The 14,933-nt window shown below is 63.6% G+C and carries 12 protein-coding genes; 4 read left to right on the top strand and 8 right to left on the bottom strand.

Going from position 1 to position 14,933, the window contains the following annotated elements:
• Positions 1-91: 91 nt before the first annotated feature.
• Positions 92-709 (top strand): cysteine hydrolase family protein, encoded by a 618-nt coding sequence (locus ACFT1A_RS24250; protein WP_378449078.1) that lies wholly within the window; start codon positions 92-94, stop codon positions 707-709.
• A 5-nt stretch (positions 710-714) separates the two neighbouring features.
• Here the strand turns inward: ACFT1A_RS24250 and ACFT1A_RS24245 are convergent, their stop codons facing one another.
• Positions 715-1,356, bottom strand: a complete 642-nt coding sequence (locus ACFT1A_RS24245; protein WP_378449077.1) for an alpha/beta hydrolase — start codon at positions 1,354-1,356, stop codon at positions 715-717.
• 83 nt (positions 1,357-1,439) lie between these two features.
• Here ACFT1A_RS24245 and ACFT1A_RS24240 point away from each other — a divergent pair, with 83 nt between their 5' ends.
• A complete protein-coding gene (locus tag ACFT1A_RS24240; RefSeq protein WP_378449076.1) occupies positions 1,440-4,883 on the top strand; it encodes a TM0106 family RecB-like putative nuclease in 3,444 nt (1,147 codons plus the stop codon).
• A gap of 28 nt (positions 4,884-4,911) precedes the next feature.
• On the opposite strand, the gene ACFT1A_RS24235 is transcribed toward ACFT1A_RS24240, so the two are convergent.
• Both ACFT1A_RS24235 and ACFT1A_RS24230 read right to left on the bottom strand, forming a co-directional pair.
• Entirely contained in the window at positions 4,912-6,087 is a 1,176-nt protein-coding gene (locus ACFT1A_RS24235; RefSeq protein WP_230817439.1) for an amino acid deaminase/aldolase, read from the bottom strand.
• Between the two features lie 70 nt (positions 6,088-6,157).
• Positions 6,158-6,805, bottom strand: coding sequence for a TetR/AcrR family transcriptional regulator (locus ACFT1A_RS24230; RefSeq protein WP_230817438.1), 648 nt, complete (start codon positions 6,803-6,805; stop codon positions 6,158-6,160).
• A gap of 78 nt (positions 6,806-6,883) precedes the next feature.
• Here ACFT1A_RS24230 and ACFT1A_RS24225 point away from each other — a divergent pair, with 78 nt between their 5' ends.
• On the top strand, positions 6,884-8,197 hold the full coding sequence (locus ACFT1A_RS24225; RefSeq protein WP_029255793.1) for a D-arabinono-1,4-lactone oxidase: 1,314 nt from the start codon (positions 6,884-6,886) through the stop codon (positions 8,195-8,197).
• 33 nt (positions 8,198-8,230) lie between these two features.
• On the opposite strand, the gene ACFT1A_RS24220 is transcribed toward ACFT1A_RS24225, so the two are convergent.
• From ACFT1A_RS24220 to ACFT1A_RS24205, 4 genes are all read right to left on the bottom strand, one after another.
• Complete coding sequence (locus ACFT1A_RS24220) at positions 8,231-9,196, bottom strand: adenosine deaminase (RefSeq protein ID WP_003945144.1); 966 nt, start codon at positions 9,194-9,196, stop codon at positions 8,231-8,233.
• A gap of 6 nt (positions 9,197-9,202) precedes the next feature.
• Complete coding sequence (locus ACFT1A_RS24215; protein ID WP_230817435.1) at positions 9,203-9,964, bottom strand: crotonase/enoyl-CoA hydratase family protein; 762 nt, start codon at positions 9,962-9,964, stop codon at positions 9,203-9,205.
• Positions 9,965-9,999: 35 nt separating this feature from the next.
• A complete protein-coding gene (locus tag ACFT1A_RS24210) occupies positions 10,000-11,193 on the bottom strand; it encodes a class I adenylate-forming enzyme family protein (RefSeq protein ID WP_378449075.1) in 1,194 nt (397 codons plus the stop codon).
• A 94-nt stretch (positions 11,194-11,287) separates the two neighbouring features.
• Positions 11,288-12,088, bottom strand: a complete 801-nt coding sequence (locus tag ACFT1A_RS24205) for an enoyl-CoA hydratase/isomerase family protein (protein WP_378449074.1) — start codon at positions 12,086-12,088, stop codon at positions 11,288-11,290.
• Here ACFT1A_RS24205 and ACFT1A_RS24200 point away from each other — a divergent pair.
• Positions 12,087-13,487, top strand: coding sequence for an FAD-binding oxidoreductase (locus tag ACFT1A_RS24200; protein ID WP_378449073.1), 1,401 nt, complete (start codon positions 12,087-12,089; stop codon positions 13,485-13,487). The genes ACFT1A_RS24205 and ACFT1A_RS24200 overlap by 2 nt on opposite strands.
• Here ACFT1A_RS24200 and ACFT1A_RS24195 read toward each other — a convergent pair.
• Positions 13,447-14,931, bottom strand: a complete 1,485-nt coding sequence (locus ACFT1A_RS24195; RefSeq protein ID WP_378449072.1) for a DHA2 family efflux MFS transporter permease subunit — start codon at positions 14,929-14,931, stop codon at positions 13,447-13,449. The two genes, ACFT1A_RS24200 and ACFT1A_RS24195, sit on opposite strands and share 41 nt — an antisense overlap.
• Positions 14,932-14,933 lie beyond the last annotated feature (2 nt).

The raw sequence follows: 14,933 nt of genomic DNA, 5'->3' as shown, positions 1-14,933 counted from the left end.
CCGCGACGCTACCACCCCTTGCCTGCTTGTCTGACAAACTGTTTAATTGGGAGGATTCGTGACCCGGACCACAACAGAGAAGGTGCAGACCATGACCGACAAGCTCGAATTGGATCCAGCAACCACCGCCGTCGTGCTCATCGAGTACCAGAACGACTTCACCACCGAAGGCGGCGTCCTCCACGAGGCCGTCACACCGGTCATGGAATCGAACGGACTCCTCGCGAACACCGCCGCACTGGTCGATGCGGCCCGCGCGGCGGGTGTCACCGTGATGCACGCACCGATCACCTTCGCCGAGGGGTACAACGAAATCACCTCGCATCCGTACGGAATCCTCAAGGGCGTCGTCGACGGCAAGGCTTTCGTGAAGGGCTCGTGGGGCGCCGCGATCGTCGACGACCTCACCCCGAAGGACGGCGACATCGTCATCGAGGGCAAGCGTGGACTCGACACATTTGCCAGCACCAACCTCGATTTCATTTTGCGCAGCAAAGGAATTCGCACGATCATTCTCGGCGGTTTCCTGACCAACTGCTGCGTCGAATCGACCATGCGCACCGGATACGAGAACGGCTACCGGGTCATCACTCTCACCGATTGTGTAGCCGGAACTTCGGTCGCCGAACACGAGAACGCGATCACCTACGACTACCCGATGTTCTCGCATCCCGTCACGTCGAAAGAGGTGCTTGACGCGCTCTCCTGAGAGGCCTATCTGGAATGCGCGAGAAGGAATTCACGGCTGACGTTGGTGACGCTGGCGTGAACCTTCTCGTGCAACAGGTCGTGACCGGCGTCCTCGAACTCGCGCATCTCGACGTTGCGCAGCGTCCGGGCCCAGTCTCGGACCGGATCGACCGGCGCGATGCGGTCGTCGGTGCCGTGGACGACCAACACCGGAATCCCGGCTTCGGAGAGTTCCCCCCAACCGTGTTGCTCGACCGCGCTGCGCGGAATGCCGCACAGCACCGCGGAGGCAAAATCGTGATCGCGATGAGCCAACATCGTCAGCGCCGTCACCGCGCCCAAGGAATGGCCCATCACCGCCTGCGGGACTTCGGGCAGTTCCGCCAGAGCGATGTCGGCCAGCGCTGCTGCATCGGCAGCAAGATCGGACAGCGGAGCGCCTACCCCCGGATCCCCCTCCGACAAGCCGTGCCCCGTGTGATCGATCGCCCACACGTCTATCCCCGACGCCGTCATAGCGCCCGCGAAGCGGTGGTACTGACCGCTGTGCTGACCGAGACCGTGCAGAAAGACCAATGACACCGTGGGCGCCACACCCCCTGCCGCCGGCCAATGCCGAAAGTGCACCTGACCGGTTCGTCCGTCGAAGAAAGGCATGATCGTCATTCTGCACTCCGCGACCGGTATCCGCGGCGCGTGGGCGATTACTGGTGGGTTGCCTTGTCGGTGAGCGATGGCACAATCGCCCTGTGTTCCTACTCGATGATCAGATCGTCTACAGCGCCAGCGACCTCTCGGCTGCGGCCTCGTGCGAGTTCGCACTGCTGCGGCAACTCGACGCCCGTACCGGTCTGATCGCGGCCGAGGCCGCCGAGGCGGATCCGATGCTCGAGCGAACGTCGAGCCTCGGCGACTCGCACGAGCGCGAACAGCTTCAGAAGTTCATCGATCAACACGGTGACGGCGTTGTCGTCATGCCGCGGCCGGAACACTCACGCGCGGGGTTGACCGCCGCCACCCTGGCCACCGTCGAGGCCGCCCGATCCGGTGCGCCCGTCATCTATCAGGGAACCTTCTTCGACGGCCGATTCCTCGGTTTCTGCGATTTCCTCGTCCGTGAGGGCGACACGTACGCCGTCTACGACAGCAAACTCTCCCGGCATGCCAAGGTGTCGGCGCTCCTCCAACTCGCCGCGTACGCAGACGCGTTGGAGCGCAATGCAATCGCCGCCTCCGATCAGGTTCATCTACTGCTCGGAGACGGCAGCACGTCGTCACACGACATCGGAGACATCGCACCGGTGTTCGCGGCGCGCAGAGCAGAACTCGAACGAGTACTCGACGAGCACCGCGCCGAGGGAAAACCAACCCAGTGGCTCGACGATCGGTACCTGCGTTGCGGCCGCTGCGACACCTGCAGCGTCGAGGTCGAAAGCCATCGGGACCTCCTGCTGGTTGCGGGTGTCCGCGGCAATCAGCGCGAACAACTGATCGTCTCGGGGATCACGACAATCGACGAACTCGCGTCGAGCACTGGCGCAGTTGAGGGAATCCGCCGGGAAACCCTCGACAAACTCCGTGCGCAGGCAGCCGTTCAACTACGCCAGGAACAATCCGGCGACGCCGAATTCGAGGTCTACGAGCCCTCGGCGCTCGGCGGTCTACCCGTCCCCGACGACGGCGACATCTTCTTCGACTTCGAGGGCGATCCACTCTGGGCCGAGGACGGATCCACCGACTGGGGGTTGGAGTACCTGTTCGGCGTGGTCGAAGGGCCGGCGGACGACTACGTGTTCAAGCCGTTCTGGGCACACGACCGCGAGGGCGAGCGCCAAGCGCTCCTCGACTTCCTCGAGTACGTCACCGCGCGCCGTGAAGCCCACCCCGGCATGCACATCTACCACTACGCCGCGTACGAGAAATCGGCGCTGTTGCGCTTGGCCGCACGTCACGGTGTCGGCGAGCAGACAGTGGACACGCTGCTCAGCGAGAACGTGCTCGTCGACCTGTATCCGATCGTCCGCGCGTGCCTGCGGATCGGACAACGCTCGTACAGCATCAAGAAACTCGAGCCGCTCTACATGGGTGAGCACGGCCGCGACGGTGACGTGACCAACGCCGCCGCCTCGGTCGTCGCTTATGCCGACTACTGCGAATTGCGCGACGGCGGACAAGCCGACCAGGCCAGGGAGCTTCTTCAGGGCATCTCCGACTACAACGAGTACGACTGCGAATCCACTCTCCGCCTGCGTGATTGGCTCGCCGAGCGCGCCGCAGAACATGGTGTCGAACTTCGTGAGCCGACCGGACAGATCAAGATTCCACTCGAAGAACTCACCGAATCGGAAATCGCACTCCGCGACTTCGCCGGCCACAAGGCCGGTTCGACACGCACCCCCGATCAGCAGGCTGCTGCTCTATTGGCCGCAGCAGTCGGTTACCACAATCGCGAACGGAAGCCGTACTGGTGGGCCCACTTCGACCGATTGGTCACACCGATCGAAGACCTCGTGGACATCCGCGACGTCATGGTGGTCGAGCAGTCCGAAATCGAAGCGGACTGGCACAAGAGCACCCCGCGGCAGAAGAAGTTTCGTCGCCACATCCAGTTGACCGGAAGTTTCGGCACCGGAACGTCTTTGAGCCCGGGCAGTGATCTTTTCGCGCTCTACGCAACCCCCTCCCCGGATGCCGTTGCAAGCGAGAACCCCACCCAGCGCGGCACCAGCAGCGTCAAGGTCACCGCCGTCGTCAAGTCCGAAGGGCTCGACGTGGTCACCGTGGAAGAACTGCTCAGCGGTGACGAATACATCGATTCCCCGGTCGCGTTGGCACCTGGTCGTCCGATTCCCACCGGACGTATGGAGAAGTCCATCGCCGCTGCCGCGTCCGGCGCCAGTGAGAGCCTGCCCGAACTGCCACACATCGCGGCAGTCGACATTCTCAGGCGCAGCACCCCGAGAACCCTCTCGGGTTCACCGCTGCCACCTGTCGGCACCGACAACAACTACGCCGACGCCATCACCGCCGCACTTCTCGACCTCGACGATTCCTACGTGGCGGTGCAAGGTCCTCCCGGTACGGGCAAAACCTACACGGGCGCTCGCGTCGTCAAGACACTGATCGAACAACACCATTGGCGAATCGGCGTGGTGGCACAATCACATTCGGTGGTCGAGAACATGCTCGGCGGCATTCTGAAGGCCGGCGTGGACCCCGCACTGGTCGCAAAGAAGGGTAGCCGCAGCAAGACCGCGGAATGGCAGGACATCGCGTCCGAGGAATACGCCGGTTTCATCGCCGAAGCGGAAGGCGTCGGCTGCGTCATCGGCGGCACTGCATGGGACTTCGCGAACACCGATCGTGTTCCCGCCGGCAGTTTGGACTTGCTCGTGGTCGACGAGGCAGGTCAATTCGCGCTGGCCAACACGATTGCCGTCGCGATCTCCGCACGAAACCTGTTGCTACTGGGCGATCCACAGCAACTGCCGCAGGTCAGCCAAGGCACGCACCCCGAACCTGTCGACGAATCGGCACTCGGTTGGCTCGCCGAGGGACACGGTGCACTGCCACCCGAACTCGGCTACTTCCTCGAGAAAACGTGGCGGATGCACCCCGATCTGTGCGCCCCCGTGTCTGCACTGTCGTACGAGGGCAAACTCCACTCCCAGGAAACTGTCAGTGCAGCAAGGAAACTCGACGGACTCGCCGCCGGAGTGCACACGGTGTACGTCGATCACCGCGGCAATTCCACGTACTCTCCGGAAGAGTCGCAGGAGATCGTTCGCCAGATCCAGGAACTTCTCGGTACACCGTGGACCGACCCCAGCGAGTTCGAGGGAACCAGGCCGCTGGAGCAGTCGGACATTCTCGTGGTCGCGGCGTACAACGCCCAGGTGGGCACCGTCGAGCGCGATCTCACCGAGGCCGGTCTCACAGAGGTCGAGGTCGGCACCGTCGACAAGTTCCAAGGACGCGAGGCCGCGGTGGCAATCGTGTCGATGGCTGCCTCCGCCGTCGAGGACGTCCCGCGAGGAATGTCGTTCCTGCTGTCGCGGAACCGCCTCAACGTTGCTGTCTCACGCGGCAAGTGGTGCGCGATCATCGTCCGATCGCACGCATTGACGCAGTACATGCCGAGCACGCCCGCGGGATTGGTGGAACTGGGCGCGTTCATGAGGCTGACAAGCTAGCCGAAGCCTGCCCTACCCGAAGCCTGCCTTACCCGAAACACTGTCCTTCACCGCGGTAGGTGGGAACCGAGGTTCGGGTGCCGTCGGCTTCGACCACGTACACGCGGTCGAAACGCTCGCACAACTCGCCGGCCTTGGCGTGCCGGAACCACACGCGGTCGCCGATCGCGATGTTTCCGGCTTCTTTTCCCGTGACCGGGGTCTGAACTTCGCCTGCCCCTTCGTTGCGGAGCAGTTTGAGACCGGCAGGCCAGATCGGCGACGGAACGCGGGTGGCTCCCGCAGGTCCCGACGCGATGTATCCGCCGCCGAACAGGGTCGTGACGGACGGAGTCGGCTTGCGCACTGCCGACAGAGCGAAGAACAGCGCAGGATCGGGCCGGAAGGCGCGGTAGCGGTCGAACAGGGTCGGTACATACAACCCGGAGCCTGCTGTTACCTCGGTCACCACAGGATCGGCCGAGCTGACCTCCAGCGACCCCGTGCCGCCGCTGTTGACGATCTCGAGTGCACCCACGGCATCGGTGACAGCCGCGACCACAGCGCCCCTTCTGGACGCCAATTCGCGCGCAGAGGCTTTCTTGACCCAACCGATCGGAGCACTGGTGTCAGGAAGGCCGGCAATCTGAGCTTCGTAGAACATCACTCCTACGACGGAGAATCCGCGTTGGCGCGCACGCGCCGCGAGTGCGGCGACCGCGGCAGGTTCGCGCAGCGGTGAGCGGCGTACGCCCAGATGGATCGGGCCGATCCGCAGTGACGCGTCGACGTCGAGACACACCCGGACAGGCGCATCCCCCGTCGACGCCGAACGAATGAGATCCAACTGTGCATCGTCGTCGATCATCAAGGTGATCGATTCGAGAGCGGTGTCGTCGGCAGCGAGATCCGCGATGGCGCCGCGATCGGCGGTCGGGTATCCCATCAGGATGTCCCGTGCGCCCAACCCGACCAGCCACAAAGCCTCGCGCAATGAGTACGCCATGATTCCGCGGAATCCGCCGGACGCGGTCAGTGTGTCGCCGAGAGTTTCAGCCAGAACCGTCCGACAACGAACCGATTTGCTCGCCACTCGCACCGGCGTTCCACCGGCGCGGCGCACCAGGTCGGCTGCATTACTGCGCAGTGTGGTCAGATCCAGAGCGGCCAGAGGCGGGTCGAGTTCTCGCGTGGCAGCAGTGAGTCGATCGAGGGTCCGGGTCACAGATGATCCAATCGTCGCGGCGTGCGACCAGTCAATCACCAATGCTGGACGTATGTCCAGGATGGCACTTCTACTGGGGCGCTATCACTGCTTTGTTGGCAATTACCTGAACCATTTCTCCGAACTCCGCAATAGTCGCGTCGGAGTCACGATCGACCAGCCAACGCAGGACGAGGCCGTCGATAAGTGCAAGGCTCAGGCGCGCAATCGAACTCAATGGCTCGGTCCACACGGTGCCGGAAATCTTGGCGCACTCCTCGAGAAACGAAACCGCAAGCTCGTCCATGATTCGGTACTGCTCGAAAGCAACAGCCCCAGCGCGTTCGGCGCCGAGATTACGACTGCGGAGAGCCTGCGCGGTGATTTCGTAGGTCAACAACTGCCTGTCCGGCGTTGCCTCGATAGTGGGCCACATTCCCGTCAACCCGATATGCAGCAATTCCTTGAGCCCCTGCACGCCACTGAGATCCGGTGCGTGTCGGACCTGCGCAAATGCGTACTGCATCGACGCACTGAGCTGCAGAATGAGCGTCTCACCCATTGCCGCGATCAGCGCTTCCTTGCTCTCGAAGCAGTAATGAACGACGCCGAGCGACACGCCGGCCTCTTCTGCCACCGCCCTTACCGTCACAGAACTGACACCGCGCTGTTCCGCAATGGACAAAGCGGACTCGACCAATTGTGTGCGGCGTTCGTCCGCCGGGAGCCTGTTCAGCATCCAATGATCGTAGAACGCAAATGACAAAATCTTCGCGCAATACTTGCCTGGACGACCGTCCAAGTACATTATTGCGTAATGGCTTCGGACACTTGGCAGAACTGGGCGGGCACTCAAAGCGCCGCGCCGCGTCGCTTTGCGACGCCGACAAATACCCGTGAACTTTCGTCGTTGGTCGCCGAGGCTGCGGCGCGTGGCCAACGTGTGAAGGCCGTCGGCGCAGGCCATTCGTTCACCGGTGTCGCGGTCACCGACGGTATCCTCGTCAGCCTGGACAACCTGAGCGGAATCGATTCGATCACGCCGACCGACGACGGCGCGCTGGTCACTGTTTTTGCAGGCACTCGCCTTCACGCCCTCAACGACGCCCTGTGGCAACGCGGATATGCGATGGCCAATCTCGGCGACATCGACGTCCAGTCACTGGCCGGCGCGACATCCACCGGCACGCACGGAACCGGCGCCCGATTCGGCGGTATCGCCACACAGATTCGCGGAATCGAGATCGTTCTCGCCGACGGATCCGTGGTTACCGCAAGTGCCGACGAAAATGTCGAATTGTTCGAAGCGGGGCGCCTCGGATTGGGTGCAATCGGCATCATTTCGAAGATCACTCTCGCCTGCGTACCGCGATTCACACTCCGCGCAATCGAGGAACCCGACACGCTGTCTCACATACTGGACACCCTCGAGAGCGATCGTCTGGGCCTGGATCACTTCGAGTTCTACTGGTTTCCGCACACCGACCGTGTGCTCACGAAGAGCAACACCCGACTCCCCGGAGATACCGAACCCGATCCGGTGGGCAAGGTCCGCGCGTTCGTCGACGACGAGCTCCTCTCGAACACACTCTTCGAAGGCGTCAATCGCGTCGCGACCCTGGCACCGGCCGCGATCCCGAGAATCAACAACGTGTCGTCTCGACTGCTCGGCGCCCGCGAGTTCACCGATCGCAGCTACCGAGTATTCGCGTCCTCGCGCCGGGTGAAGTTCAAGGAGATGGAATACGCGATTCCCCGCGAACACGTCACCGAGACGCTCCACGAAATCGATCGCTGGATGAAGAAGTCCGGAACGAACGTCGCTTTCCCCGTCGAAGTACGTTTTGCTGCCGCCGACGATCTCTGGCTTTCGACCGCTCACGGACGCGACACCGCCTACATCGCGGTCCATCAGTACCACCGCCGACCTGAAACCGAATACTTCGCCGCAGTGGAAGCCATCGCGCGCGCCGTCGACGGCCGGCCGCATTGGGGAAAAATGCACAACCGGACCGTCGACGACCTGCGTCCTACGTACGATCGACTCGACGATTTTGTCGCCGTTCGAGACAAGTACGACGCGAATCGAGTGTTCGACAACGAATACCTACGTCAGGTACTCGGCGACTGACGGTCAGTGCCGCAGCAGTTAGTGCCGCAGCAGTTAGTGCCTCAGCAGTTCCGCTTTTCGCGCGTCACTGGCGAACGAGGCTTTGATCGAGTTCCGGGCGAGGGTGTCGCGCTCGGCCTCGGTCAGCCCCAAGGCTCGGCCCAGTTCGGTGAAGTTGTCGTCGACGTATCCCCCGAAATAGGCCGGGTCGTCGGAGTTGACCGTGACGATCAAACCCATCTCGAGCATCGATCGAAGCGGATGGTCCGACAGCGAATCGAACACTCGCAGACGGACGTTCGACAACGGGCAGACCGTCAGTGGAATCTCCTCGTCGACCAGACGCTCGATGAGGGCAGGGTCCTCGAGCGCCCGGACGCCGTGGTCGATGCGCTCGGCGCCGAGAATGTCGAGCGCCTGCCAGATGTACTCGGGCGGCCCCTCCTCACCGGCGTGAGCAACGACGTGCAAGCCCTCGGCACGCGCACGGGCGAACACGTCCTCGAACAGTGAGGGCGGGTTGCCGACCTCGGCGGAGTCGAGTCCGAGTCCGACGATCGGCGCCTGCAAGCGAATGATCTCGGAGAAGATCTCTTCGGCGTCCTTGACCGGCTGATCACGGAGAATGGCGGCGATTGCCGCACTGCTGAGCCCGAACTCGCGCTCACTAGATGCCACCGCATCCATGATCCCGTCCAGGACCTCGGTCAGCGGAACACCGCGGACTACGTGCGCCTGCGGATTGAAGAAGAACTCGGCATGCGCCACTCCAGCGGCTGCGGCCCGACGGAAATACGCCCGCGTCAGGTCGGCAAAATCCTCCGCGGTACGCAGGACGGCCATGTTGGCGAAGTAGAGATCGAGGAACGACTGCAGGTCGGTGAACTCGTACCTCGACTTCAGATCGTCGATGTCCTTGTACGGCAAATCCATTCGATTGCGCTCGGCGAGCCGGTAGATCTGTTCGGGTTCCAACGAACCCTCGATGTGCATGTGCAGTTCTGCGACAGGAGTAGCCATTTCGGTTCAGCGTCCCTTCCAGACCGGGGCACGCTTCTCGGCGAACGCCGTTGCACCCTCGCGTGCATCTTCGGAGGCGAACACCGGCGCCATAACCTGCAACTGCTTCGCGAAAGCTTCGTCGTCGGACCACCCGCCGGCCTTGACGATGATCTCCTTGGTGACGGCAACCGCGAGCGGTCCGTTGCGGGTGATTCGATCTGCCAGGTCGAGTGCGCCTTCGAGCGCCTTGCCCGGCTCGGTCAACGTGTTCACGAAACCGTAGCGGTATGCCTCCTCGGCGGTGAAACTGTCACCGGTCAGGGCCAGTTCCAGTGCCTTCTGGTACGGAATCCGCTTGGGCAGGCGCAGCAATCCGCCGCCACCTGCAACCAGTCCTCGCTTGACCTCCGGGATACCGAACTTCGCTTCGGACGACGCCACCACCAGGTCGGTGGCGAGCACGAGTTCCGTGCCGCCTGCCAACGCGAAGCCCTCGACCGCCGAAATGATCGGCTTACGCGGGGGCCCTTCCGTGAATCCGAGGCCGCGTCCCGGCACGAGTACGTTCTCGCCGGCCACGAATGCCTTCAAATCCATACCGGCACAAAAGTTTCCGCCTGCACCTGTCAGCACCGCCAAGGACAGATCGTCGTCCGCATCAAGCTCTTCGACCGCAGCGGCCAACGCGTGACTGACCGCCGAGTTGATGGCGTTGCGCGCCTCGGGTCGGTTGATGGTGATGATCAGTGTCCGCCCGCGCCGCTCGGTGAGAACCTCGTCCGCCATGATGTCCCTCTCGTTTGTCGACCACACTCGCGTGACTACGCGACGTTGCGTTCGACAATACGGACGAAGCCATCGGGGTCGATCTGCGCGGTGTCGTGAGTGCAGAACCACCCCTGGGTGAATCTCGTCGAGGTCGCTTCCGGCGAATTCCAATACCGCCGCGTGACACTCGGCCCGCGGCACAGCAACTCACCGAAACCACCTGGCGCGTCCGGGCCGTACAACGCCACTTCCATTCCGCCGAAGGCGATTCCGACGCTGCCGAGGTGTGTGGGTGCCGACTCGGTCGGCAGAATGAGACCGGCCCCACAGGTTTCGGTTTTACCCCAACCGATCACATGTCGAGCGGCCGGGAACATCGTCAGCAGCTTCGCTTCTTGCTCGGCCGTGATCGGCGATCCACTGCAGTCGATCCACTGCACCGACCTCGAACCGGCACGCGCCGCCGGTCCGAGGGTGAGCAACCGTGGCTCGAGCAAGTCCTCGGGCCGCCCGGTCACGATGTCGACGGTGTGCACACTCTCGCGCCAGAAGTCGCCGGCGAGGACCACCGTTCCACCGACCACCAGCGTCGCGAGCACGTGCACGAACTGACGCACGGACTTGAAATCATTGTCCACCAGCAGATTCCGCACACCTTCGACGCCGTAGTCGCGCGAGTGCAGAATACCGACGATAGCGGAGAGCACGTTCTCGTTACTCAACTCGACGCCCAGCATCTCGCCCGAAGAATCGGCGGTGTACGCGAGGATCGCCATCTCGTCCGGGGCCGCGCCGTCGTCGATGAACGGAACACCGTGTGGGAGTTCCCCATCGAGTACCAGCACCGAGCCACTGTCCGCGATGACGAAGTCCGCTGCGTCGTCACTCAGGTGCACACCGACAGAGACCGGGACCCCTCCCGCGAGGATGACGCCGAGGCACGCCTCCATCCACCGCACCCCCGCGGCGACACGAATCGCCACACGATCGCCGATCTCGACGCCTCGCGACTTCAGTCCGCCTGCCACCCGCGACGCCTCGGCCCACAGTTCCGCGAAGGTGACCTGCTCGCCGTCGACCTCCTCGACCGCGATGCGCGAGGAGAACCGATGAACGGCAATATCGAGGAGTTCGGACAGCGACGGGTCCAGTTGGCTGTACCGAAGCACTCCGTCCCCCGCGCGAGTGACGCGGGCGTCGGCGAGGAGCAGATTCGAACACGGGTATTCCACAAGCGTCGACCGCATCGATACCTCCACGTCACTGACGAACCCACCGGCCCTTCGACTATATGACGTGGATCACAGTTCGTGGAGGTCTCTGACGATAAAGGTCGTATATCTACTTTCCGGAGTAGACGGCCTTACCCGGGCCGACGTCGAGGAAACTGCGGACGGCGCCGCGCAGGTCGTCGGTGTCGAACAGCGCGCCGGACACCCCGGGCGTCACCGAATCCGCATGAGCGATGCCGCCGGAACGCCACGCCGCCACGATCTGTTTGGTGGCGTCGTGTGCTCGCGTGGGTCCGTCCGCCAACCTGGTCGCGAGGGACCGCGCCGCACTGTCGACGTCGTCGTGAACTGCATTGACGACGCCCCAGGCGTGCAGGGTTGCGGCGTCGTACAGATCGCCGGTCATGACCAACTCCCGAGCACGTCCGGAACCGGCGCGCTCGGCCAGGCGTTGCGGTCCACCCATGGACGGCGTCAGACCGACCACAGTCTCGACCAGCCCGAACTTTGCCTTGGGCGCCGCGAGGATGATGTCGCAGGCCAAGGAGATCTCGAATGCCGCAGTCAGCGTCAACCCGTGCGACGCGTAGATCACCGGGCACGGCAATGCCTCGAGCGGATGGCAGATCTGGGCGAACAGCTCGCGCCACAATTCCGCGCCTTGCTCCGGGTTCAGTCCGTCGAAAACATGGACGTCGACGCCGGCCGAGTTGACCTTGCCCTCCGCGCGAAGGAGGACAGCCCGCGGCGGATTCTCGGTCAATGTCGCAACGTCGGCGATGACCGCGTCGAACATGGCCTGGTCGAACAGATTGAGTGGTCCGTGCGCGAACGTCAGGACAGCCACCTCGGCACCACCATCGGTGGTGAAGCGCTCGAGACGGGTGGGGTGCGATTCGGGAGCAGTCATGCCGCCACACTGCCACATGGAACCGGCCTACGATCGTCGGGTGGACGGTCTGAGAAATGCACTCGCGGACGTTGTGGGACACCGGTTCGTCGTCGACGACGCCGACGTGTTGGCTACCCGTTCCACCGACCAGACGGGGCGCTACAGCGGGCACGCCAGCGCCCTGGTCCGACCCGGAAATACCGCCGAAGTCTCGGCAGTGCTGAACGTGTGCCGCTCCCACGGTGTACCGGTCACCGTTCAGGGCGGACGAACCGGCTTGGTCGCGGGCACGGTGCCCGAGTACGACGACGTCCTGCTCTCCACCGAACGTCTCACGACGACCGGTGAAGTCGACGCGGCCGGCAGGCGGATCACCGTCGGAGCGGGAGTGACACTCGCGCAGGTACATTCCGCTGCGGCCGACGCCGGCCTGAAATTCGGCGTCGACATAGCTTCACGGGACACGGCGACCATCGGCGGCATGGTCTCCACCAATGCCGGTGGCCTGCACACGGTTCGATACGGGAACATGGCCGGACAGGTGCTCGGCCTCGAGGTGGTGATCCCCGACGGAACCACGGTGCGCCGGTCACCGAAAGTGCTGTCCGACAATTCCGGATACAACCTGCCCGCACTGTGGGTGGGCAGCGAAGGAACTCTCGGTGTGGTCACGGCAGTCGATCTGGAACTGCGCCAGGTGCCGGCTCACCGGGTCACGACACTGACCGGTTTCGACAGGCTGGAGGACGTCGTCGATGCGGGGCGAACATTGCGCACTCTCGACGGCGTCGACGCACTGGAATTGTTGGACGGCCGCGGACTCGAACTGGCCGCCCGACACGTGAACGCCGCGGTGCCGACGGGGCGGGCGTGGTACCTGCTCGCCGAGGTGTCCGGTGCCCACGATCCGCTGGAACGCCTGGGCGAAGTACTCGAACGCATCGACCCGCCGGAAACCCCGGCGGTAGCGGTCGACGATCCCGGCTCGACGCGCTTGTGGGCAGCGCGGGAGTGCTTCGCCGAAGTGGTCGGACTGTTCGGTCCCCCACTGAAATTCGACGCGGCACTGCCCCTGGACTCGCTTGCCACGTTCGCCGAGGATGCCGCGGCGGTGATCGCGAGTCGCGCCCCCGAGGCAATTCCGATCCTCTTCGGGCACGTCGCCGAGGGAAATATCCACCTCAACGTCCTGAACTGCCCGAACGCCGACACCGTGTACCGCAGCGTCCTCGAACTGGTTCGCGATCACGGCGGAAACGTCAGTTCCGAGCACGGGGTGGGCTCGCTCAAACGCAACTATCTGGACCTGGCCCTCTCCGCGGAGGACATAGCCACGATGTGGGCGATCAAGCGAGCCCTGGACCCGAGCGACTATCTCAATCGTGCAGTGATGTTTCCCGACGCGCTTCGGCACTGACGGCCATCGCGTCGTCGTGTGCATCTCCGCGCAGAGGCCGAGCGAAGCACACCGAAGCGACGAAGCCGATGAGCAGCACGCCTGCAGGTAGCCAGATCGACTCCGACATCGCCGTGCTGAACGGTTCACGAACGAACTCGGGCAGGTGACCCACTCCAGCTTCGGAACTGCCGCCGGTCAGACCCTGAGCCGCCAATCGTGCGGTGATCAGTGCGCCGATCGCGGCACTACCGAGAACCGCGCCGACCTGCCGGGTGGTGTTGTAGACGCCGGCGCCGGCGCCGGCCTGCATCGGAGGCAGGTTGTGTGTCGCGGTTGCCGCGAGCGGCGACCAGATGCATGCGTTGGCGAAGCCGATCAGACCGATCGGCAGGAGCAGTTCCCAGATCGCGACGTCGGGAGACATCACCAGAGCCAGCCAACCCAGGGCGATCGCGAACAGCAGGAAGCCGGTACCCGCGATGTAGCGCGGGTGCGTCTTGTCGACGAGCTTGCCGATGATCGGCGCAAAAATGCCGGTCAGCACGGCCATCGGAACGAGGAGGAGCGCCGACTGCGTCGGGGAGAGTCCGCGAACTGCCTGGGTGTAGAACATCAGCGGAAGGACCATCGACGTGATCGCGAAGCCCATCGCGGTGATGGCGACGTTGGCAAGCGAGAAGTTGCGGTCCTTGAAGAGTTCGAGGGGAAGCAACGGCTCGTTCTTGTTGCGCGACTGATAGAACACGAACACCGCGAGTAACAGCACGCCGGCGCCGATCAGACTCCAGACGAATCCGTTCCAGTCGTACGAACTGCCTTCCTGGATTCCGAACACGAGCAGGAACATGCCTGCGGCGCTGAGGATCACGCCGGGGATGTCGAACTTGTGCTCGCTCGTCGGCAGCGACGGAACGAGCTTCCAGGCGAGCAGGAAAGCGATGACACCAATCGGGACGTTGACGATGAAGATCCATTCCCAGCCGAGATTGTCGACCAACACACCACCGGCAAGCGGACCGACCAGCGTCGCGACGCCGGCAACGGCGCCCCACAGGCCCATTGCGGCGCCACGCTTGTTCGGCGCGAAGGTGCGCGTGATGACCGCCATGGTCTGCGGAGTCATCATCGCGGCGCCGAAGCCCTGGAAAGCCCTTGCCACGATGAGCATTTCGACGCTGCCGGACAGACCACACCACAGTGATGCGCCGGTGAACAGTACGAGGCCGATCATGTAGAGGTTCTTCGGTCCGAACCTGTCACCGAGTCGGCCGGTGACGAGCAGCGGCACCGCGTACGCCAGCAGGTACGCGCTGGTGACCCAGACGACCTTGTTGATGTCGGTGCCGAGGTCCTCCATGATCGCGGGGTTGGCGACAGCGACGATGGTGCTGTCCACCAGAATCATGAAGAACCCGATACACAGCGCCCACAGCGCGTGCCAGGGATTGACCTGCTTTTCCATCT

It is taken from the genome of Rhodococcus sp. NPDC057135, from assembly GCF_042670865.1.
Taxonomy (GTDB): Bacteria; Actinomycetota; Actinomycetes; order Mycobacteriales; family Mycobacteriaceae; genus Rhodococcus_F.
The sequence above is the reverse complement of the archived record's forward strand: the minus strand, read 5'-3'. Positions and strand labels throughout refer to the sequence as shown.